Origin of the sequence: Pseudomonas sp. 10S5 (assembly GCF_035019745.1) — a bacterium.
Lineage (GTDB): Bacteria > Pseudomonadota > Gammaproteobacteria > Pseudomonadales > Pseudomonadaceae > Aquipseudomonas.
In genome coordinates this window covers 159343-181641 of record NZ_JASJVL010000011.1, presented here as the reverse complement: position 1 = coordinate 181641, position 22299 = coordinate 159343, and the positions used below count along the sequence as shown (strand labels likewise).

Below are 22299 nucleotides of genomic sequence, written 5' to 3'. Positions count from 1 at the left end.
CTCCCGCCGTGAAAAAGCCGACTATATTAACGGATCATGTCACTCAAACCAAAGGGCACCGTTAAAACGGCCGTATTCATTAGATATGTGCTGTTGATTTGGTTGCCCAGGCACTTGCTGGCAAGAACATAGTCGAAAGTTTCGTGCCCGGGGTCTCAAGTCGACGAACCGGCAGCCGACAGCCTGCCACAGGAGATCAAATTCATGCTGCCACCCATGCTTCCGCTGAGCGTCGTCCCCGTGACCTCGCAGCTCGATCCGGTCAAGCAACGGCCTGATATTCCACCTGTGGTCCCCGTGCAACCGCCATCCAACGAGAGCACCATTGATCTGCGCAATCGTGACCCTGAGCAAAGCACGCTGATGCTGCGTGAAGAGCAGCGGCGTCGCCAGGAAAAACGCCGCCAAGAGCCGCAAAATCCGCAGGACCACTTGGCCGAGCCGGGAGATTTGCTGAACGCTGATAACACGGTGCCGGTTGTACCGTTGATTGATGATGAACCGAGGCAGGGATTATGGGTGGACGTTGAGGTTTGATTCGCTCAGTAGAGCGCGGCAGTTCAGCGGTCGACAACATTTTGTCGCGTGACAATGTCGTTCATCGCTAGTCACGGCCGTCGTCTGCCCGCATTATTGTCAGCACTCCCGTGTTCACGACGTATAGGCCATGAGCGAAGACGATAAATTGATCGACCTGGGCGCCGAGCGCGCTAAGCGTACACACGACCTGAACGACAAGCGTTTGAATGAAGTCCGTCAGGCTTTTGAGCAAGCTTTGCCTATGGGCAAAGGTAAGAAAAAACCTAAAGGCAAACCGAAAAAGCCTTGATTGCCCGCTTCCCCAGCCCTGTTTTTTGATGCAGATCAGTTAATCGCTGTGCGTCCCGACCTGCAGTGGTCGCCGTTGATCTGCGTCAACTTCTCCCCCCAACACCCTGGTTAACCTTGCCCTATCGAACAGAGTTCATCAGGGGGGGCGGTTATGTTTCTCGATAATGTGGTTGTCGCGGGTGTCTGTACCGTCGGCTTGATGGTTCTGTTTTTCGCAGGGTTTGGACTATTTATCTGGAAGGATTCAAAAAAGCGTAAATAACGCTGGGGTCGGTCCGGTACACGAGCACGCAAGGCACTTTGGGCGACTTCGGTCGCCTTTTTTTCGTTTGCTGAAAAGTGAAAGTGTTTTGTGGGAGCGAATTCATTCGCGAACGCCGTGACGCTGTTGGCCTGACAAACCGCGTCGTATTCTTCCCGAATAAATTCGGTCCCACGCAGGCTGCACAGCCTGCACAGGTGTCAGTACATAGCGCTAATCAACCAATGGTAATGGCTGGCAGCGTCGGTAGTGTGACTGTCTGTTGCTTGCGGGGCGCAAGGATCTCGGCTTCGCCGTCTACCACTAATTCATCACGCTGGTTGAATACGCGAGTCGCGATACGTACACGAAACTTTGGCAGTTTTTCCAGAATTTCCAGGCGTACGGTGAGTGTGTCACCAATCTTCACCGGCTTTTGAAAACTCATTTGCTGGCCAATATAAATAGTCCCCGGTCCTGGCAACTCGCAGGCCACCGCAGCGCTGATCAACGCTCCGCTGAACATCCCATGGGCGATACGCTCTTTGAACATCGTCTGCGCGGCAAACTCAGGATCAAGATGCACCGGGTTGTGATCGCCTGACATGGCAGCAAAAAGTTGGATGTCGCGCTCCTCAACGGTTTTGCTAAAGCTGGCGGTCTGGCCGACTTCGAGCGCTTCGTAAGGGGTGTTGGTAACTTGGGTCATAAGTGTTCCTGTGGCGTGATAATTGACGATCAGCGTGTTGATAAGGTGAAGCCTGGTTTATTCAACGTGCGGTGGTCGAGGATAGGCCAGCGCTTGATCGAGCCATGCGAGTAAATCACGAGTGACTTCGTCCCGGTTGGTTTCATTAAGTAGTTCATGGCGGGCCTGTGGGTAAATGTTCAACTGCAACATACGGTGGCCCGCATGGCTCAAGGCGTGCGCAAGGTCTTTGAGACGCTTGCCCTCGCTCACCGGATCACATTCGCCACCTATTATAAGAAGCGGAAGGTTGGGATCGATTTGCGCGAGATTTCCCGGTTTACTGATTTGTTGGAGGCCCGCCAGCATGTCGATCCAGAGCTGGTTGGTGCAGCGAAAGCCACATAACGGATCATTAATGTAGTGGTCAACTTCTACGAAGTCGCGGGTCAGCCAATCAAAAGTCGTGCGCGTGGGCTTGAATTTCTTATTAAATGCGCCAAACGCCAACCATTCAATCAGGGCGCTGCGTCCCATACCACCTTGGCGCCAGCGCTCAATCCGAGCAAGCAGGCTGGCGCTGCGATAGAGCGCTACCGGCTGAAAGTTCGATCCACTGAGAATTGCCCCCTGCAGGCTGGTGCTGTGGTGCAGCAGATAAGCCTGAGCAATATAGCTGCCCATGCTGTGGCCCATCAGGAAGATCGGCACCCCAGGGTGTTTTTGTCGAATGTATTGGTTCAGGCTCGCTAAATCGCCGACCACTTTGCTCCAACCTTGGTCATCGGCGTAGTGCCCCAAGGTGCCGTGGGCGGACGTTTCGCCATGGCCGCGCTGGTCGGGCGCAAAGAGTGCGAAACCTTTGGCGCTCAACGCTTGGCCCAACCGCGCATAGCGGCCACTGTGCTCGGCCATGCCGTGAGACAACATTACCACCGCTTTGGGAGCGAGCTGCGGATGCCAGTGATTTATGTAGAGTCGGCTATGGTCACTGGCGTCAAGCCAGAAAGCAGTGTGGTTCATGGCGATTCCTTATGCCTCAAGTGACAGCTATTGAGCAGTGTAGGCTGATGGACAATTCGCAGTCCGATCACCTGCAAGATTCACGCGGTTGATGACGCGCCGCCGGCTATTTGCCTTGTTGGCGTTAACTGCTAACGTCCGGCAAGCCCCGCGCTTGAATACGGCGGGCCAGACATACTCAGGTAAGAGGACAAAAAAACAATGCAACCTGATTTCTGGAACGATAAACGCCCCGCCGGCGTGCTGCCTGAGATAGACCTAAACGCCTACAAATCGGTGGTCGAGGTGTTCGAACGTTGTTGCAAGAAGTTTGCGGACCGTCCGGCTTTCAGCAATATGGGGGTCACAATGACGTATGCCGAGCTTGAGCGTCACTCGGCCGCCTTCACCGCTTACCTGCAACAGCAGACTGATCTGCAGCCCGGCGATCGCATTGCCGTGCAAATGCCTAACTTGCTGCAATACCCCATCGCCGTATTCGGTGCGCTACGTGCCGGGCTGATTGTGGTTAACACCAATCCGCTCTACACCGCCCGTGAGATGCGCCTTCAGTTCAAGGATTCAGGCGCTCGGGCGCTGGTCTACCTGAATATTTTCGGCAAGCTGGTGCAGGAAGTGCTGCCCGATACCGACATTCAGTACCTGATCGAAGTGAAAATGGGCGATATGCAATCGGCGGCTAAAGGCTGGTTGGTCAATACCATCGTCGATAAGGTCAAGAAAATGGTCCCGGCGTTTAATCTGCCTCAGGCCATCTCGTTTAAAAGTGTGCTGAAACTAGGGCGTGGTCACCCGCTAAAAAGCGTCAAGCGCAGCCTCGACGACATCGCCGTGCTGCAGTACACCGGGGGTACCACCGGTTTGCCAAAAGGCGCAATGCTCAGTCATGGCAATTTGGTCGCGAACATGCAGCAGGTGCATGCCTGCTTCTTGCAGCACGGGCCAGATGGCGCCCCGATGTTCAAGGAAGGCCAAGAGGTAATGATTGCGCCGCTGCCGCTTTATCACATCTACGCTTTTACAGCGAACTGCATGTGCATGATGGTTACCGGCAATCACAACGTGCTGATCACCAATCCGCGGGACATTGGTGGCTTTATCAAAGAACTGAAGAACTGGCGTTTCTCGGCGGTGATCGGGCTGAATACGCTGTTCGTGGCGCTAATGGATCACCCTGAATTTAAGAACCTGGACTTCTCCAACTTGAAGTTAACCAACTCAGGGGGCACCGCGCTGGTCAAGGCCACCGCCGAACGCTGGCAGCAATTGACCGGGTGCGGGATCGTTGAAGGTTATGGCTTGACCGAAACTTCTCCAGTTGCCTCGACTAACCCGCATGGTGACAAGGCCCGGTTGGGTACGGTCGGTTTTCCAGTGCCTGGCACTGCATTTAAAGTCATCGATGACAGCGGATTAGAGTTGGGCTTGGGTGAGCGCGGCGAACTGTGCATCAAAGGTCCGCAGGTGATGAAGGGCTATTGGCATCGTGCCGACGCTACTGCTGAGGTATTTGACGCTGAAGGTTGGTTAAAAACCGGTGACATCGCGGTCATCGAATTGGACGGATTTGTGCGCATTGTTGATCGCAAGAAAGACATGATCATTGTCTCGGGCTTCAATGTGTACCCGAATGAAATCGAAGATGTGGTAATGGCTCACCCGAAAGTCGCCAACTGCGCAGTCATTGGTATTCCGGATGACCGCACCGGTGAGGCGGTGAAATTATTCGTAGTGGCCCGAGAGATGGGCGTCAGCATTGAGGAACTGAAAGCTTACTGCAAAGAAAATTTCACCGGTTATAAGGTGCCAAAGCAAATTGTGTTACGTGAGTCATTGCCCATGACGCCAGTAGGAAAGATCCTGCGCCGAGAGCTTCGGGATATCGCCTGATTCATCCCTTCGCTTAAAGTATTGGTCTGTGCGCTGCTCCCATGGGATAAGAACGGCCTTAGGGAGCAGTTTTAATGCAATGATCTCTTTTTTGATGCTATGTAATCCTCCCGTATACCTTACAAACCATCCGATCTAAATGTGACCGATACATGATCATCGGTCACTTTTATGACTGTGCGGGCCTGACTTGGCTCTAGGCGGCACCTGGCAAAGCTGGTACTCTCGGCCCGCTTTTTGACCTATCCGTAAGCAAAAAAACCTGTAACCCAAACAAAAAATCACTGCATTAAAGCGGTGTGTAGAATTCGCTGTCGTTGAGGAGTCGGCTTCCATGATCGAAAATTTTTGGAAGGATAAATACCCGTCTGGCATTGCTGCCCAGATCAATCCTGACGAGTATCCAAACATCCAGGCGGTGTTGGAACAGTCATGCCAACGGTTCGCCGACAAACCCGCTTTCAGCAATTTAGGCAAGACGATCACATACGGTGAGCTGTACCAATTGTCCGGTGCGTTTGCCGCCTACCTGCAGCAGCACACCTCGCTACAGCCAGGTGATCGTATCGCCTTGCAACTGCCCAATCTGTTGCAATACCCGATCGCTGTGTTTGGAGCCATCCGCGCCGGCTTGATCGTGGTAAACACCAATCCGCTTTACACTGCGCGGGAGATGGAGCACCAGTTCAACGACTCTGGCGCCAAGGCGTTGGTGTGTTTGGCGAACATGGCGCATCTGGCCGAGACTGTACTGCCCAAGACCAAAATCGAATACGTCATCATCACCGAAGTGGCTGACCTGTTGCCGCCACTCAAACGGCTGCTGATCAACTGCGTTATCAAGTACGTGAAGAAAATGGTCCCGGCGTACTACTTGCCTAAGGCGATCAAATTCAACGATGTGCTGAGCAAGGGCCGTGGCCTACGGGTTAAAGATGCCTCACCTGCTGCTAATGATGTTGCCGTGTTGCAATACACCGGCGGTACCACTGGCGTGGCTAAAGGCGCGATGCTGACGCACCGCAACTTGATTGCGAACATGCTGCAATGCAAGGCGTTGATGGGCTCCAACCTCAACGAAGGTTGCGAGATTCTGATTACGCCGCTTCCGCTTTACCACATCTATGCGTTCACTTTTCATTGCATGGCGATGATGCTCATCGGCAATCACAACATCCTGATCAGCAACCCGCGCGATCTGTCGGCGATGGTCAAGGAACTGTCAAAGTGGAAGTTCAGCGGATTCGTTGGCCTTAATACCCTCTTCGTAGCCCTGTGTCACAGCGAAGAGTTTCGCAAGCTGGACTTCTGCGCATTGAAAGTCACTTTGTCTGGCGGTATGGCCTTGCAATCAGCAGCGGCTGAGCGTTGGAAGGAAGTGACCGGATGCGAGATTTGCGAAGGTTATGGCATGACTGAAACCAGCCCGGTGGCGACGGTCAATCCGATTCAGAAAATCCAGATTGGCACCATCGGTATTCCAGTGCCATCAACGCTGTGCAAGGTGATTGATGATGCCGGCAACGAACTGGCGCTGGGTGCCACTGGTGAATTGTGCGTCAAAGGCCCGCAAGTGATGAAGGGTTATTGGCAGCGCAAAGAAGCTACGGATGAAATGCTTGACGCTGACGGTTGGCTGAAGACCGGTGACATCGCGATCATCCAACCGGACGGCTACCTGCGCATAGTCGATCGTAAAAAAGACATGATTTTAATCTCCGGTTTCAATGTTTACCCCAACGAACTGGAAGACGTGCTGGCCCTTCTGCCCGGGGTCTTGCAGTGCGCTGCCATTGGTATACCTGATGAAAAATCGGGCGAGGCGATCAAGATGTTCATCGTCGTCAAGCCAGGCATGAGCCTGACCAAAGAGCAGGTTACGGAGCACATGCGTGCCAACGTCACTGCATACAAAGTGCCGAGAATGCTGGAATTTCGCGACGTACTACCGACTACAAACGTCGGCAAAATCCTGCGTCGCGAACTACGTGCTGAAGAACTGAAAAAGTTGGGTTTGACCAAGTAAGGTCTAGACTTTACACCCCCAAGCGCTGCCAATGAGGTCTGTAGCGGTGAGGATATTCAAATAGGGAAACCCATGTACCTCTGTTAACCGACCGGTCCAATTGGAGTATATGTACTCAAAAACCCCACCAGAGGGCGTTTGACCCTAATGGCACATAGTGGGACAGGTGAAATAAAAAAGCCTGACTTACAAGCACTGACTGCTATGTTGGCGCTTTTCGTTGACTTGCTAGCGAAACCAGTTTGGCTATTGTGGCCATGCTGGTGTCTTTGGGCTCAAGACACGTTGTTCATGCCGTTACCGAGCAGGGGACATACCTGCACCGCCCGTTCGGCTAGCGCATTGCGCAGAGCCTGGATTTGAGCGACACGCTCATCCAGCAACGCGATTTTCTGCGCAAACAACTTCCCCAACAGGTCTTTGGACGCACCTTCGTCGCTCCAAAGCAACGGCATATTCTTGCCAATCTCCGCCAAGGAAAAACCGAGCTGTTGCGCCAGCTTGATATACCCCAGCAGCTGTAGAGTTTCCTGCGAGTATAGTCGGTAGCCATTCGCGGTTCGCCGAGGCTGGATCAACCCCTTCTCTTCATAAAACCGTAATGCGTCTATGGAAACGCCCGTGCGCTTTGCGACCTCTCCAATTTTCATGCTCATAAATGCTCGCATTGACTCTGGACCTAACTCCAGGCTTTAACCTACGGGTCCAAACTGTGAGGGATGACCATGATCAACGCAAATCAAAATCTGAACATCGTTCGGGCTAGCGCCTGGTACGACCTGATAGCCACCACGGCTTTCATTACACCCTGGACGGCGTCGCTTTGCCTCAAAGGCTTCGCAACGTTATCAGAGGCCTTGGCACTCGACCGTTCGGTGCCGACGCTGGACGTCACGGCGATGCTCTTTGCCAACTTACTGGGCAGTGTCGTGGTCATCTGGTCGCTATGGCGCCTCAGGCATCCGAGCCGCACGGTGGGGCTCTACGATGTGTTGACCAGAATCCTCTTCGCTGTATGGCAGCTCTTTGCGGTCGCCAGCGGCGCAAGCTTTCTAATTCTTGGGTTTACGGTATTTGAGATTGCGTTCGCAATCGCGCAAAGCATGCCGGTCGCCGAGAAGTCGGAGCTGAGCAAGCCCGTAGACCAAGAGCGGTCATTGCAAATTTCAAATATTCCTCTATAGATGCGTGCAACTCCCGCGAACGAGGCCGCCGCTCTCCCAACCACTGCATGCAACGCGACAGCGCGGCGACGTACTGCATTGCTCCCCTCAAATCTGCGACAATCCTCGCCTTTGCACCATCAAAAGACTTTGCGCACCTGATGACCGACGAATCGCCTTCTATCGACCAACTGTTTAAAAACCTCGACCACGCGATGATTTCTGATCGTCATCGCTTGCGCCGTCAGTTGCATGAGCTGCGCAAGAAGCCTGATGACCTCAAGCTGGCGCAATGGGCCGGGCGTGCGCAAGCTTCTATCGCCCAGGTCACGGCGCGGCGTGAAAGTCTGCCGGTGATTCGGTATGACGACAGCCTACCGATTGCCGCCAAGCGCGATGAAATCAAGGCGGCGCTGCTCAAGCATCAGGTGTTGATCATTGCCGGCGAAACCGGTTCGGGTAAGACCACCCAGTTGCCGAAGATTTGCCTGGAAATCGGTCGCGGCCAGCATGGCTTGATTGGGCATACACAGCCGCGTCGGATTGCCGCCCGCAGCGTCGCCAGCCGGGTGGCCGAAGAACTCGGTACGCCCTTGGGCGCGTTGGTTGGTTATCAGGTCCGTTTCGAAGACCAAAGCGACAGCAACACCCTGATCAAGTTGATGACCGACGGCATCCTGCTGGCCGAAACCCAGCACGATCGCTACCTGGAACGTTACGACACGATCATCGTCGACGAAGCCCACGAACGTAGCCTGAACATCGATTTTTTGCTGGGCTACTTGAAAACCCTATTGCCGCGCCGCCCGGACCTGAAGCTGATCATTACCTCGGCGACCATCGACTTGCAGCGCTTCTCCGAGCATTTCGACAATGCACCGATTGTCGAAGTCTCTGGCCGTACGTTCCCAGTGGACACCTGGTATCGCCCCCTGACCTCGCAACAGGACGAGGAGGGTAATGCGATTGAAGATGACCTGACTGTCGATCAGGCGATTCTGGCGACTCTGGAAGAGCTGGCAGACTTCGAACGCAGCGAGCGCAAAAGTCCCGGCGACGTACTGGTATTTTTGCCCGGAGAGCGAGAAATCCGCGACGCGGCAGAAATGCTGCGCAAGGCGCAACTGCGCCACACCGAGATTTTGCCGTTGTACGCACGCCTGTCGCCGGCCGAGCAACAGCGAATATTTCAGTCCCATCCGGGGCGTCGTGTGGTGTTGGCGACCAACGTGGCCGAAACTTCGCTGACCGTGCCAGGCATTCGTTACGTGATTGACAGCGGTACAGCGCGGATCAGTCGCTACAGCTATCGCTCCAAAGTTCAGCGCTTGCCGATCGAGGCCGTTTCCCAGGCCAGCGCCAACCAGCGCAAAGGCCGTTGCGGCCGGGTCGAGCCGGGTTTGTGCGTACGCTTGTACAGCGAAGAAGATTTCAACGGTCGGCCGCAATTCACCGATCCGGAAATCTTGCGGACCAACCTCGCCGCCGTGATCCTGCAAATGCTGCATTTGCGTCTGGGCGAGATCACCGACTTCCCGTTCATTGAACCCCCTGACGGCAAAGCCATTGCCGACGGTTTCAACCTGCTGCAAGAGCTGTCAGCGGTCAACCGCGACAACCAGCTGACGCCGCTGGGTCGCCAGTTGGCGCGGTTGCCGGTGGACCCGCGCATGGGTCGCATGTTGCTCGAAGCCGCCCACCAAGGCAGCTTGCAAGAGATATTGATCGTCGCCAGCGCTATGTCCGTGCAAGACGTCCGCGAACGTCCGCCTGAGCGGCAGCAGGCGGCCGATCAGGCCCATGCGCAATGGAAAGACATCGATTCCGACTTTGCCGGGCTGGTCAATCTATGGCGCGGCTTTGAAGAGCAGCGCCTGGCCTTGACCGCCAGCCCGCTACGCAACTGGTGCCGAAAAAACTTCCTGAACTACTTGCGCCTGCGCGAGTGGCGCGACTCTCATCGGCAGTTGAGCCTGATCTGCCGCGACTTGCAGCTCACGGTCAACAAAGAACCGGCCGATTACGCCAAGCTGCACAAGGCAGTGCTCTCCGGTTTGCTCAGTCAGATCGGGCAGAAAGCCGAAGAGGGTGACTACCTTGGCGCCCGGCAACGGCGTTTCTGGATTCACCCCTCGTCCGGGTTGGGCAAGAAGCGCCCGCAATGGCTGATGGCCGCTGAGTTGGTCGAGACCACCAAGTTGTATGCGCGCATGGTAGCCAAGATCGATGCGGACTGGATCGAGCCGCTGGCCGGGCATTTGATCAAGAAAAATCATTTCGAGCCGCATTGGGAGAAAAAGCGCGGGCAGGTGGTCGCGTTCGAGCAAATTACCTTGTTCGGCCTGATCGTGGTCGCTCGGCGGCCGGTGCACTACGGCCCGATCGACCCTGCGGTTTCACGGGAATTGTTCATTCGCGAAGGCCTGGTGCGCGGTGAAATTCTATCTCGCGCCAAGTGCCTGACCGCCAACACCAGACTGCTGGAGACCCTTGACGAGTTGGAAGCCAAGGCCCGTCGCCGTGACATCTTGGCCGACGAAGACACGCTGTTCAGCTTCTACGAGGCGCGTGTTCCAGCAGAGATTCATCAAACCGCGACCTTCGACAGTTGGTACAAGGTTGAAAGCCAAAAAAATCCTCAGCTATTGATCATGCGCGAGGAAGACGTGCTGGCCCGCGAAGCCAGCGAAATCACAGCGGCGTATTACCCGGACACGCTGCGGTTGGGTGACCTGACACTGGCGTTGAGTTACCACTTTGAGCCGAACCACCCCCGAGACGGCGTAACGTTGCGCGTTCCTGCGCCGCTACTGCCGATGTTGCCCGCCGAGCGGCTGGAGTGGTTGGTGCCGGGGTTGCTGGAAACCAAGTGCATTGCACTGGTGCGCAACCTGCCCAAAGCCACCCGCAAAAATTTCGTGCCGGTGCCGGACTTCATTAAGGCTGCGCTGGAGCGCATTACCTTCGGCGAAGGTTCGTTGCCCCAAGCGTTAGGCCGCGAATTGCTGCGCATGACTGGCGCACGGGTGGCGGACGAAGCGTGGGGCGAGGCGGCTCAGCAGCTCGAAAACCATCTGAAGATGAATCTGGAAATCCTCGACGGCAACGGTAAATTCCTCGGTGAAGGGCGTGAACTGGATGCCTTGACGGCACGCTTCGCCGAAGCCAGCCAAGCCGCGCTTGCCGTGCCGCAGACAGCCAAAAGTCAGCTCCCGGTGGAAGCCAAGGTCTTCGCCCCGGTAGCGCAAAAAACTCAGCAGAACATTGCCGGGCTGTCGATGACGGTCTACCCCGCGTTGGTTGAAGAGTCGGGCACGGTCAAAGAAGGGCGGTTCTCAACACCTGCCGAAGCCGAATTCCAACACCGCCGCGCCCTGCAGCGGTTGTTGCTACAGCAGCTCGCCGAACCGGCCAAATTTCTGCGCGGCAAGTTGCCGGGACAAACCGAGTTGGCGCTGCTGCATCGGGATCTAGGCCGGGTCGATGGCTTGATTGAGGACATTCTGCTCGCCAGTCTCGACAGCTGCATTCTTGACGGCGAAGCCAACCTGCCCCGCGATGGTGCCGGGCTGGCAGGGTTGGCAGAACGCAAACGCGGCGGCTGGACCGAGCACGCCGAGCGTTTGGCGAAGCTGACGCTGGAGATCCTGACCCTGTGGCACGGTTTGCAGAAGCGCTTCAAGGGCAAGATCGACTTGGCCCAAGCCGTGGCGCTCAATGACATCAAATCCCAGCTGAGTCATCTGGTGTATCCAGGCTTTGTCCGCGAGACCCCTATGCAGTGGCTAAAGGAATTGCCGCGTTATTTGAAGTCCGTCGAAATGCGCCTGGAAAAACTTTCCACTCAGGCGCAGAAAGACCGCGTCTGGAGTGGCGAGCTCGCAGGGCTATGGGACCAGTATCAAACCCGCGCCAGAAAGCATGCACAGGAAGGTAAACGTGACGATGAGTTGGTGATCTATCGCTGGTGGATGGAGGAATATCGGGTGTCGCTGTTCGCTCAGCAACTGGGCACTAAAGTGCCGATCTCCGATAAGCGACTGAGCAAGCAGTGGGGCCAGGTCGACAGTTGATAGGTGTCGGGGACTTTGTGCCATTAATGCGCCTCGATAGCGCGGAAATCGGCCCGTTATGGCACACTTCGCGCCTAATTTCTGCATTGGTACGTTGGTGCCAGTGCTCATGACCCGCAGGTCGTTGTCCGCGACGATCAAATAAGAGAGGAACGACCGTGTATAACGTCGTCATCAGTGGCACTGGTCTTTTTACCCCAGCCAACAGCATTTCCAACGATGAGCTGGTGCAGTCGTTTAATGCCTATGTTGCACTGTTTAATTCCGAGAACGCGGCCGCAATCGAAAGTGGCGACTTGCAAGCCTTGACTGAGTCTAACGCGGCCTTCATCGAGAAGGCGTCCGGTATCAAAAGTCGCTTCGTTATGGACAAGGAAGGTATTCTCGACCCAAAACGTATGGCCCCGCGATTGCCGGAACGCTCCAATGACGAGTGGTCAATCCTCTGTCAGATGGGTGTCGCTGCCGCCGAACAAGCGCTCCAGCGCGCTGGCAAGACCGCTGCTGATATCGACGGTGTGATCGTTGCTTGCTCCAACCTGCAACGTGCTTACCCGGCGATCTCCATCGAAATTCAGGAAGCGCTGGGTGTTCACGGTTTCGGCTTCGATATGAACGTGGCCTGTTCCTCAGCTACGTTCGGCATCCAACAAGCGTGCAACACCGTGCAACTGGGTCAGGCCCGTGCAATATTGGTGATCAGCCCGGAAATCTGCACAGGTCATTTGAATTTTCGCGACCGCGACAGCCACTTTATTTTTGGCGATGGGTCGACTGCCGTACTGGTTGAGCGAGCCGATCTGGCAACTTCGCCCCACCAGTTCGATATTGTCAGCACCAAACTGTTGACCAAATTCTCCAACACCATTCGCAACAACTTTGGCTTCCTCAACCGGGCAGCGGAAGAAGGGATTGGTGCGCCAGACAAGCTGTTTGTGCAGGAAGGCCGCAAAGTGTTCCGCGACGTGTGCCCCATGGTCGCTGAGCTGATCGCTACCCATCTGCAGGAAAACAATCTGAACGTTGGTGATATCAAGCGTTTTTGGCTGCATCAGGCCAACCTCAGCATGAATCACTTGATCGTGAAGAAGCTGCTGGGCCGCGAAGCTACGGTGCAAGAGGCGCCGGTGATTCTCGACACTTACGCCAACACCAGTTCGGCGGGTTCAGTCATCGCGTTTCACACCTACCAAGACGACCTGCCGACTGGCGCACTGGCGGTACTCAGTTCGTTTGGCGCGGGGTACTCCATCGGCAGCGTCATTTTGCGCAAACACTAATTAAAATCTGCTGAGCGGCACCCGGACATAAAAAGCCCGGGTGCTATCTTGTTATAGCTTGTTCACACTTTCGAAAACATAACCTTAACGACTTCCTAAGTTGTAATAAGGCTATTTTCGATGTCAGATACCTCCAGCATTACTCCTGCAACTTCTCATGACGATGATGTTTTTGAACCGTGGAAGCAGCATCGAGCCAACCATGCATTGGTAAAAAGTCGCCTGCCTGTTTGGTACAGCGCCGCTTCTACGGAACTTAGGGCGGCATTGCGCAAAAGTCAGTTGTTCAGCCTGTTTTCACGGCGCGACCTTAAGCCACTGCGACAAAAAATATCTTCCGTTAAAGCCTTTGCCGAGCCGTTGCTGGAAAAGGCATTGATTGATACCTTCGATCTTCGTCTGGATCTGCACGAGAACGATTTGGTAACGGTACACAGTCAAACGTTCTTGGGTGTGGATCGACGTCGCCCGTTCAGGCAAAGTTTGCTTCAAGCCGCGCTGCAGAACTTTGAGTTGTTCGAAGTACAAGAGGGTGGATTTGAGCGCGGTGCCGCGTTACTCCCTCATGACGGCTTGCAAATGCAATTGGTTACGGGCACCGGCGTGAATGGCAGCTATCCACGGTTTCGTTATACCTATTCCGGAGTTATCGATATCAAGGCCGCGAAATTTGCCCAGATGTGCCGCACCCTTGATTTAGGCGCCCGTTATCAACGCCATCTAGACAGCATTTTCAAGCCGGCGGCTTTGCCAGGCCAATCGGCTGAGGAGTTGGCGTCTGAGGTTGCAAGCAAGTTTCAATGCAACGAACAAGACAATGTTCAAGTTCTGGCTCATATCGCACGGATGAAAAACCAGATTTCTCAGTCCGCCTACGAAATGATGTTGGCATTGACCACGTCGGGAAGCACGCCAATGTGGGGTGCGGAACCGGTGCGCCATTGTTGGTTGCGATTGCTGGAGTCGATTGACGAGCATGGGAGTATGTTATTTGGCGCCCTGTTGATTGAGCCTGACAAAAAAGACGATGGCACCTTGCCATGCGTGGTGTACATGCCAGGGGAGCCTGACCATCCGCTCAAAGAGTATGTGTCGTTCAGGGCATTCACTGACGCGCTACGCCGCAAACTCTCGGGCGAAGCCTATCAGGAGTATTTTAGGCGCTTCATCAGTTTGGGCGAAAGCCAGCGGTTTTTTCAACGGCTTAACGAGCGCCTTAAGCCGCTGCGTCCATTGGATGGCAATCTCCTGAGTAGCGGTCTGCGCGAGCGAGTATTCGACCCGCAAGCCAAAATGTCGCTGGAAAAGTTTGCGCACTCTGGGGCGCCGTTCCAAATGTTGTATGAACATCTGCTGACCAAAACGTATGGAGATTCACGGGTACTGGCAGTTCCCACCAATGACGAGGATCAAAAAACTCGCATGCGAAGGCTGCAGGCCTTTGAGTCGTCAGGTATGGATTTGCTCAATATCGCCTCGTTTTTTATTCCGGTGCTGGGTGCTGCGATGGCCGTAGTGGCGGTAGAGCAAGTATTGTCCGATATCTTCGTCGGAGTTATCGACTGGCAAGACGGCGAAATTGATGAAGCCCTTACTCATCTCTTCGAGGCCGCTGAAAATATTGCATTTGCGGGTGCGATGGCGGTTGGTGCTAACGCGGCCTCCGTTGCAAGCGTTCCTTCAGCATTTATAGAACACCTTGTGCCAATAAAGCTGAAAAATGGCCAAACTCGACTGTGGAAACCCGATCTGGCCCCGTTTCAGCAAGACGTAACCTTACCTAATTGGGTGATGGCGAATGCGGAAGCGCGGGTTGAGGTCAATGGCAAAAACTATTTGCCTTTGGCAGGCAAACTTTATCAAGTCAAATTCGATACCGCGTTAAACAAATGGCGTCTGCATCACCCTATCGACGCCAACGCCTATTCGCCTGTTCTCAGCCATAACAACACTGGCGCTTGGCGCCATGAGGGTGAGAACCCAATGGGCTGGGACGTGCACACTGCATTCAAACGATTGCATCCGGCTTTGGATGGAATGTCCGAGCTCACTATCGACCGTATTCTTGCGGTCACCCAAGTGGATGAAGCGCTGTTACGTCAGATTCATGTGGAAAGCCTCAAGCCGCCTGCCTTGTTGAGTGATTCAATCCTTAGATTCCAGATTGAGAATCAAATCGATGGTTTTACAGAGGCTATGAACAGCGGCAACCTCCATGACATCAGGTGCCCACACATTGATCCTTATGTGGAACTACTGACGATATTGTCCGGCTGGCCTGAACAGCGGTCGGTACGTTTGCTCGATGCACAGGGCGCCGTTCTCAAGGTTTTTGGCAGCGCCGAGACTGCGTTGCCTTCGATTGACCTTAGGTATTTGCCAGGGCAAATCGACGATGTCATCACGTCTATTCTGACGGCTCTCAAATCAGAAGAAATCGAGACACTATTAGGCGAATACAACACCCGCGAACAAAGTCAAAGCAGCCGGTTGGCCCGGCAACTCGCCGAACTCGCAGGCCAGCGAAGGCGCTCTTTGCATGAAAGTGTTTACCGACATCAGTCACTTTCTGACGCCGCGCCAGTAAAGCTGATCCAACGAGATTTTCCAGCCATACCTACGCTCGTGGCCAATGAAATTATCGAGTCGGCCAGCGCCCAAGAAGTTTCTCAAATGAATACCTCGTCGCGGTTGCCACTGCGTATTGCAGAGCAGGCGCGCGAGTATCAGCAGCAGGTGCGCTTGAATCGTGTCAACGAGGGGTTTTACTTCAAGGGTGTCGATCACCCGGACATCAATACAGTCGGCTTACGTTTGCTCTCACGTTTGCCTGGCTGGCCTGCAAATGTGGCGCTTGAGATCCGCGAAAGCACGTTCTCCGGTGAATTACTCGACAGCGTGGGAGACCCATCCGCGACGTTGCGTTGGGTACTGGTGAAATCCGGGGAGCGTTATCAAGCCTTCGACAGTGTGGGCAATGCTACGCAAAGTGGCGGTGACTCCTTTTATCGCGCCCTGCTGCAAGCGCTGCCCGCGGATTCGCGCAGGGCTATTGGCTTGTCGAGTGCGGACGAAGAGTCGGAGCTGCGCGAAGCTTTGGGCGCTGTTGCAGTTGCCCATCGTGACGAGGTGGCTGTCACTTTGGGTATGCAAGCCATTAAGCCCGGCCTCAAATGGCCGCATAAACTACCTGACGGCCGCATTGGATATCCCATGAGCGGGAGAATTAGGCAATTGTTTTCCAGGCTCGGATGCGGTGCGAGAAATCACTCGGCGCAATTGGCGGTCAAAACTCTGTTTCCTGCAATGACAGACATTGAGGTCCGAACGTTTATCGATGAATTACGCTTGGAATTCACGGGGCTTAACAGTGAGCGTTCTGCCTATGTCCAAGGAAAAATTCGTGAACTTGAAGCGGAATATCAAAAGCTAGAAACTACCCTTGATCAATGGGTAGAGATGCCCAGTGAATCGCGTGTCAGGGGCCGCACCGTTCAGGCTGCGGTGGAGGAAGATAAGCGTGTCGCCGCCAGGCATATAAAACTTTGTTGGAAACGGATGACGGAAAACCGTTTCTCCGAGCAAGGAGTGTTTGTCGGTTACACGATGTACCTAAGTCATCTGTCGTTGGGAGTACTTCCTCAATTAACCGCGCGCTTCGATCATGTCAGTTCATTATTTGTAAACAGTCTTGGTCTCACTACCAGCGAGGCTAATGCCTTCCTAGGGCAATTCAGCACCCTGCGCGAGTTGTACATGCATGGTAATGAGCTGACGTCGGTTCCAGAAGCGATAACCTTGAATACTAGCCTGAACCATTTGTCTTTGCGCGATAACCCCCTGATCCTGGATGCCGCTTCAGTTATGCGGCTGCAACGTCTCACCCACTTGAGAAACCTGGATTTAAACCACTGCCCGATTGGACCCCTGTTGGAAGTGGGTAGGATGCGTCGTCTGGCCAGACTCAATATCCGAGGAACCGGCGTCGACGCATTACCCGTAGGTTTAGTTGACTGCGGTTATTTAACCGCTGTAGATGCGCGGAACAATCGAATCGTTGATATTCCAGAGAACTTATTTTATGACTCGCATGAGATATTCAGTCGAATTCAGTTGCACGATAATCCCATCAATGAACAAACCCGTGAACGAGCTCGGCGTGTATTCAGCGACGAGGCTATAAGGATAATGGGGCTCAGCAACGAGCGGATTCATGTCGAACGTGAGGTATCACCGATAGCCTTCTGGTTAGCGGAATTACCGGGTGCCGACCGGAGCGCCAGGTTTTTGATTTGGAATGAGTTACAAGCTGAGCCAGAAAGTTACGATTTTTTTAGAGTGTTATTTGATCTAACCGCGTCTGCCGACTATGGCAGCGACCAGCAAGGGCTGACTCAACGTGTCTGGACTGTCATGCAAGCGGCCACTGCCCATGGCGCCTTGCGTGATGAGTTGTTTGCCCTGGCGGCACACCCGGAAACCTGTAGCGATGGCTCGATGTTAGTGTTCAACAATCTGGAAATCCGGGTGCTGGTCTTCAAGGCTATGTTGTCGGCACAGGTCGGCGCGCAAGAAACCGAATTATTCGAACTGGCCAGGGGGCTGGAACGACTGGACGAGGTCGAGAGATTTGCTCTTTCCGATATTAAGATAAGGTCGGCAAGCAATCCGCTGCTCGATGAGGCGGAGGTCCGGTTGGCTTATCGAGTCGGATTGGCCCGACGGCTGAACTTACCCCTTCAACCACGGGGCATGCTGTTTAGTAGTCTGGCTGGGGTCACCGAGGAAGCGATCAACGCTGCCGAACAACGTGTCTTGTATTGGGAGAGGAGACCGGGGTTTTTGCAAGCGATGGTAGCCCGAGACTTTTGGATGGCGTATTTGGAGAGGCGTTACGCCACACGCTTTGAACCGGTGCAGACGCCCTTCCACGAGCGTCTTAACGATCTAGACGAGCGGGCGTCGGCAACCTTACGTACTGGTGAATATATGCAGCAAATAGAATTGATCCAAAAGGAACGTACCGAAGCTATTAACCAATTGGCGCGTCAATTGACTCAGGAGATCGCGAGGCGTCATGCCGCAGGGGTTGTAAGCCCAACGCTTTAATCCGGCGACGGCACCATACTTTTTTGTGCCCGGTTTATTTCGGCTTGGTGCGTCAATGCGCGATACTCGCTGTGCGTGCGGGCAATAATGTTTGGAGAGTGCTAATGCCGTTACAACGTTTGGACAGTTTATCGGCGCTGGCTCCGGCGTTATGGGACGCCTTGGTGCCCAACGGCCAACCTTTTTTGCGGCACGCGTTTCTCAGTGCCCTGGAAGACAGCGGCAGCCTTGGGCCACGTTCGGGCTGGAGTGCAGAGCATCTGTTGCATTACGAAGATGGGCAACTGATTGCAGCGTTGCCCGGCTATCGAAAGTGGCACTCCTACGGTGAGTACGTGTTCGATCATGGCTGGGCTGAAGCCTGTGAGCGTGCGGGCATCGCGTATTACCCCAAGCTGTTGGTGGCGGTGCCGTTCAGCCCGGTGAGCGGGCCACGATTACTGTCGGCTACGCCTGAAGCCGCGATAGATCTGTTGCAGAGCTTGCCTGGCTACATCGAAATTGAAGAACTCTCAAGCGTTCACATCAACTTCACCGATCCGGTGGCTGACGCGTTGCTGGCGCAGGAGCCCGGCTGGATGCAGCGTTTGGGCTGTCAGTTTCATTGGCAAAACCGTGGGTACCGGGACTTTCAGGATTTTCTGGATGCCTTGAGTTCGCGTAAGCGCAAGCAAATGCGCAAGGAGCGCGAACAGGTGGCGGGGCAGGGTATTGAGTTTGAATGGCTCGAAGGCCATCAACTAAGCGAGGTGCAGTGGGATTTTATCTACGCCTGCTATGCCAATACCTATGCGGTTCGTCGGCAGTCACCATACCTGACCCGAGAATTCTTCAGTCTATTGGCGCAACGCATGCCCGAGGCGATTCGCGTGGTACTTGCCAAACAAGGCACGCGTCCGGTGGCGATGGCCTTCAGCCTGGTGGGCGGTGACAGCTTTTACGGGCGGTATTGGGGATGCTTGGCGGAATTCGACCGCCTGCATTTCGAGACCTGTTTCTACCAAGGTATGGAGTACGCCATAGACAAGGGCTTTCAGCGCTTTGATGCCGGGGCGCAGGGTGAGCACAAGCTGATTCGCGGGTTTGAACCGGTTATCACTCACTCCTGGCATTATTTGGCGCATCCGGGATTGAAGTCGGCGGTTAGCGACTTTCTCAAGCAAGAGCGGGTTGGCATTTTGGCCTACGCAGAAGAGGCTCGGGCGGCATTGCCCTATCGGCAGGTTTAGGCTTGTAGGGAGTCTGGTCAGACGCTTTCCCGAATAAATTCGGTCCCACGGCTGTTTTGCTGTGGGACCGAATTTATTCGGGAAGCAAACGCTCCTGCATCAATCAATCCCGACAAACCCACCCGTCTGGTGTTGCCACAGTCGTGCGTACAAACCGCCGTGGGCCAGCAGCTCAGCGTGGGTGCCGCTTTCAGCAATATGTCCCATCTCCAACACCACTAGGCGGTCCATTCGGGCGATGGTCGACAGGCGGTGCGCAATGGCGATGACGGTCTTGCCCTGCATTAAGGTTTCAAGGCTCTCTTGGATCGCTGCTTCAACTTCCGAGTCCAGCGCTGACGTCGCCTCGTCCATGATCAGAATCGGCGCGTCCTTAAGCAACACCCGGGCGATGGCGATGCGCTGACGTTGTCCGCCAGACAGCTTCACTCCGCGCTCGCCGACATGGGCATCAAAGCCGGTGCGGCCTTCGGCGTCGGACAGCAGTGGAATAAATTCATCGGCCCGGGCTTTGCGAGCGGCCTCCCATAACTCGGCATCGGTGGCGTCCGGTTTGCCATACAGCAAGTTGTCGCGGATTGATCGATGCAACAACGAGGTGTCCTGAGTAATCATGCCGACGCGTTCACGGAGGCTTTCCTGTGCGACGTGCGAAATATCCTGCCCATCAATCAGGATTCGCCCACCTTGCAGGTCATACAGACGCAGTAGCAGGTTAACCAGTGTTGACTTCCCCGCCCCGGACGGACCAATCAAACCAATTTTTTCCCCAGGCTTGATGTTTAAATTCAAGCCGCCAATGATCCCGCTGCTTTTACCGTAGTGGAAATCGACGTTTTCAAATTTCACACCGCCGCGCTCCACATTCAGATTTGGCGCTTTATCGCGGTCAGTCACACTGACGGGCTGGGCGATGGTTTTTAGACCGTCCTGTACCATACCGATGTTTTCAAAAATGCCGTTGACCACCCACATGATCCATCCCGACATGTTGACGATACGAATCGCCAGCCCAGTAGCCAAAGCGATGGCGCCTACGGTGATCGAGGATTGCGTCCATAACCACAGAGCCAGCCCCGTGGTGGTGACAATCAAGACGCCGTTCAGACTGGTGATCACCGTGTCCATCTCTGTGACTACGCGGCCAGCGAGTTGGGTTTTTTCCGTTTGTTCGCTTATTGCTTCGCGGGCGTATTGCTGCTCGAAATTGGTGTGCGCGAACAGCTTGAGGGTCGCGATGTTGGTGTAGCCGTCGACAATGCGCCCCATTAGCTTGGAGCGCGCCTCTGAAGACACCACCGAGCGTTCTTTGACCCGAGGTACGAAGTACCACAACGCCAGAATGTACAAAACGATCCACGTCAGCAACGGAATCATCAGTCTCCAATCAGCTTCGGCGAATAGCACCAGCGAGCCGATGGCGTAGATCAACACATGCCACAACGCGTCCACCGCTTGCACCGCCGAGTCACGTAACGAGTTGCCAGTCTGCATGATCCGCTGGGCAATGCGTCCGGCGAAATCGTTCTGGAAAAAGTTGATGCTCTGCTTGAGAACGTAACTGTGGTTTTGCCAGCGAATCATGCTGGTCATGCCAGGGCTGATGGTTTGATGAACCAATAGGTCGTGTAGGCCGACAAAAATCGGACGGAACAAGAGCGTCACGACCATCATCCAGATCAGTTCACTACGGTGCACGCTAAAGAAGTTTGGGTCCGGTACGCCTTGGGCCAGGTCGATAATGCGACTCAGGTAACTGAACAATGCCACTTCGATCAGCGCACCAATGAGCCCGACGATAAGCAATGCCGCAAAGCTGGGCCAGACCTGTCGCAGGTAGTAGACATAGAACGAGAAGACTTTACTCGGAGGAGCCACCGTAGGGGCGTCACGGAAAATATCGATTAGTTGCTCGAAGCGGCGATAAAACATTGGGGCTGACGCCCACCGCAGCGGGCTCTCCTTACAGGTAGAAAACGCCCTCATCCAACCGAATGAAACCACGTCTACTCACGCGGGTTTCACACAGCTCGATGCGGATTTGTTCAGTCGATGCGTTTAGCGGATTTGATCAGTATTGGCACGTTAGGCACGTTCTGCATGCCTTGTTTGGTGCCAGTTGGCGTTTGCGCAATCATGTCGACCACATCCATGCCCTTGACCACCTTGCCAAATACGGCGTAACCGATACGACCTGGAGTGCTGTCCAGGGAATCGTTGTCACGGTGGTTAATAAAAAACTGGCTAGTGGCCGAGTTCACATCCGATGTACGCGCCATGGCAATCGTGCCCCGCACATTATGCAGACCGTTACCCGCTTCGTTTTGAATCGGGTCTTTGGTCGGCTTTTGCATCATCGATGAGGTAAAGCCACCGCCCTGAATCATGAACCCTGGGATGACCCGGTGAAAGATGGTGTTGCTGTAGAAGCCGCTGTCGACGTAGCCAAGGAAATTCCGGGTGCTGATTGGCGCTTTAGTGTCTTCAAGCTCAATTTCGATCTGCCCCATGTCGGTGGTCAGCAATACATGAGTAGGCTTGCCGGTCGGTTGTGCAGCCATCAAGTTGGCGGCAAACAGTAGCGAACAAGCGGCAAAGGCGATTTTTTTCAACATGTGTCAGTAATCCCGGGTAGTGGTTTTGACTGGGCAACAGCGATGCACAGGGGTGTTATCAGGCGCACAAGGTAAGCACGTTTCGTTTTTTTTGGACAGTGCCGGGCGGCTAGTCGTAACGGATAGGTGCA

Annotated in this window: 15 protein-coding genes; 10 read left to right on the top strand and 5 right to left on the bottom strand. The window is 54.6% G+C overall.

Going from position 1 to position 22299, the window contains the following annotated elements; all coding sequences use genetic code 11:
* Positions 1-204 precede the first annotated feature (204 nt).
* The 3 genes from QN378_RS14410 (at position 205) to ccoM (ending at position 1093) form a co-directional block, all read left to right on the top strand.
* Positions 205-537, top strand: coding sequence for an aspartate-semialdehyde dehydrogenase (locus QN378_RS14410; RefSeq protein ID WP_322205100.1), 333 nt, complete (start codon positions 205-207; stop codon positions 535-537).
* Positions 538-667: 130 nt separating this feature from the next.
* Positions 668-829 (top strand): hypothetical protein, encoded by a 162-nt coding sequence (locus QN378_RS14405; RefSeq protein ID WP_322165741.1) that lies wholly within the window; start codon positions 668-670, stop codon positions 827-829.
* A 153-nt stretch (positions 830-982) separates the two neighbouring features.
* On the top strand, positions 983-1093 hold the full coding sequence (gene ccoM, locus QN378_RS14400; protein WP_322205099.1) for a cytochrome c oxidase subunit CcoM: 111 nt from the start codon (positions 983-985) through the stop codon (positions 1091-1093).
* 217 nt (positions 1094-1310) lie between these two features.
* Here ccoM and QN378_RS14395 read toward each other — a convergent pair whose 3' ends face one another.
* Both QN378_RS14395 and QN378_RS14390 read right to left on the bottom strand, forming a co-directional pair.
* A complete protein-coding gene (locus tag QN378_RS14395) occupies positions 1311-1781 on the bottom strand; it encodes a MaoC family dehydratase (RefSeq protein WP_322205098.1) in 471 nt (156 codons plus the stop codon).
* A 57-nt stretch (positions 1782-1838) separates the two neighbouring features.
* Positions 1839-2783, bottom strand: coding sequence for an alpha/beta hydrolase (locus tag QN378_RS14390; protein WP_322205097.1), 945 nt, complete (start codon positions 2781-2783; stop codon positions 1839-1841).
* A 201-nt stretch (positions 2784-2984) separates the two neighbouring features.
* On the opposite strand from QN378_RS14390, the gene fadD2 reads away from it, so the two are divergent.
* Complete coding sequence (fadD2, locus tag QN378_RS14385) at positions 2985-4673, top strand: long-chain-fatty-acid--CoA ligase FadD2 (protein ID WP_322205096.1); 1689 nt, start codon at positions 2985-2987, stop codon at positions 4671-4673.
* A gap of 334 nt (positions 4674-5007) precedes the next feature.
* Complete coding sequence (fadD1, locus tag QN378_RS14380; RefSeq protein WP_322205095.1) at positions 5008-6699, top strand: long-chain-fatty-acid--CoA ligase FadD1; 1692 nt, start codon at positions 5008-5010, stop codon at positions 6697-6699.
* Positions 6700-6974: 275 nt separating this feature from the next.
* Here fadD1 and QN378_RS14375 read toward each other — a convergent pair whose 3' ends face one another.
* Positions 6975-7355, bottom strand: a complete 381-nt coding sequence (locus tag QN378_RS14375) for a MerR family transcriptional regulator (protein WP_323550828.1) — start codon at positions 7353-7355, stop codon at positions 6975-6977.
* 69 nt (positions 7356-7424) lie between these two features.
* On the opposite strand from QN378_RS14375, the gene QN378_RS14370 reads away from it, so the two are divergent.
* From QN378_RS14370 to QN378_RS14350, 5 genes are all read left to right on the top strand, one after another.
* A complete protein-coding gene (locus QN378_RS14370) occupies positions 7425-7883 on the top strand; it encodes a hypothetical protein (protein WP_322205093.1) in 459 nt (152 codons plus the stop codon).
* Positions 7884-8023: 140 nt separating this feature from the next.
* A complete protein-coding gene (gene hrpA / locus QN378_RS14365) occupies positions 8024-11935 on the top strand; it encodes an ATP-dependent RNA helicase HrpA (RefSeq protein WP_323550829.1) in 3912 nt (1303 codons plus the stop codon).
* Between the two features lie 158 nt (positions 11936-12093).
* Complete coding sequence (locus tag QN378_RS14360; protein WP_323550830.1) at positions 12094-13215, top strand: beta-ketoacyl-ACP synthase III; 1122 nt, start codon at positions 12094-12096, stop codon at positions 13213-13215.
* A 120-nt stretch (positions 13216-13335) separates the two neighbouring features.
* Positions 13336-18324, top strand: a complete 4989-nt coding sequence (locus tag QN378_RS14355) for an NEL-type E3 ubiquitin ligase domain-containing protein (protein ID WP_323550831.1) — start codon at positions 13336-13338, stop codon at positions 18322-18324.
* A 104-nt stretch (positions 18325-18428) separates the two neighbouring features.
* Positions 18429-19553 carry a GNAT family N-acetyltransferase gene (locus tag QN378_RS14350; RefSeq protein ID WP_322205088.1) on the top strand — a complete coding sequence of 375 codons (1125 nt, stop codon included), beginning with the start codon at positions 18429-18431 and terminating at the stop codon, positions 19551-19553.
* A 99-nt stretch (positions 19554-19652) separates the two neighbouring features.
* On the opposite strand, the gene QN378_RS14345 is transcribed toward QN378_RS14350, so the two are convergent.
* Entirely contained in the window at positions 19653-21485 is a 1833-nt protein-coding gene (locus QN378_RS14345) for an ABC transporter ATP-binding protein (protein WP_322205087.1), read from the bottom strand.
* Between the two features lie 113 nt (positions 21486-21598).
* Positions 21599-22168: a peptidylprolyl isomerase gene (locus QN378_RS14340; RefSeq protein WP_322205086.1), complete on the bottom strand. Its 570-nt coding sequence runs from the start codon at positions 22166-22168 to the stop codon at positions 21599-21601.
* Between the last annotated feature and the right edge of the window lie 131 nt (positions 22169-22299).

Excerpts from the sequence above, each read along its gene's own strand:
- fadD1 (WP_322205095.1), top strand. The coding sequence starts at position 5,008 with ATGATCGAAAATTTTTGGAAGGATAAATACCCGTCTGGCATTGCTGCC.
- hrpA (WP_323550829.1), top strand. The coding sequence starts at position 8,024 with ATGACCGACGAATCGCCTTCTATCGACCAACTGTTTAAAAACCTCGAC.
- QN378_RS14345 (WP_322205087.1), bottom strand. The coding sequence starts at position 21,485 with ATGTTTTATCGCCGCTTCGAGCAACTAATCGATATTTTCCGTGACGCC.
- QN378_RS14350 (WP_322205088.1), top strand. The coding sequence starts at position 18,429 with ATGCCGTTACAACGTTTGGACAGTTTATCGGCGCTGGCTCCGGCGTTA.
- QN378_RS14410 (WP_322205100.1), top strand. The coding sequence starts at position 205 with ATGCTGCCACCCATGCTTCCGCTGAGCGTCGTCCCCGTGACCTCGCAG.
- QN378_RS14395 (WP_322205098.1), bottom strand. The coding sequence starts at position 1,781 with ATGACCCAAGTTACCAACACCCCTTACGAAGCGCTCGAAGTCGGCCAG.
- QN378_RS14375 (WP_323550828.1), bottom strand. The coding sequence starts at position 7,355 with ATGAGCATGAAAATTGGAGAGGTCGCAAAGCGCACGGGCGTTTCCATA.
- QN378_RS14340 (WP_322205086.1), bottom strand. The coding sequence starts at position 22,168 with ATGTTGAAAAAAATCGCCTTTGCCGCTTGTTCGCTACTGTTTGCCGCC.
- QN378_RS14370 (WP_322205093.1), top strand. The coding sequence starts at position 7,425 with ATGATCAACGCAAATCAAAATCTGAACATCGTTCGGGCTAGCGCCTGG.
- ccoM (WP_322205099.1), top strand. The coding sequence starts at position 983 with ATGTTTCTCGATAATGTGGTTGTCGCGGGTGTCTGTACCGTCGGCTTG.
- QN378_RS14355 (WP_323550831.1), top strand. The coding sequence starts at position 13,336 with ATGTCAGATACCTCCAGCATTACTCCTGCAACTTCTCATGACGATGAT.
- fadD2 (WP_322205096.1), top strand. The coding sequence starts at position 2,985 with ATGCAACCTGATTTCTGGAACGATAAACGCCCCGCCGGCGTGCTGCCT.
- QN378_RS14390 (WP_322205097.1), bottom strand. The coding sequence starts at position 2,783 with ATGAACCACACTGCTTTCTGGCTTGACGCCAGTGACCATAGCCGACTC.
- QN378_RS14405 (WP_322165741.1), top strand. The coding sequence starts at position 668 with ATGAGCGAAGACGATAAATTGATCGACCTGGGCGCCGAGCGCGCTAAG.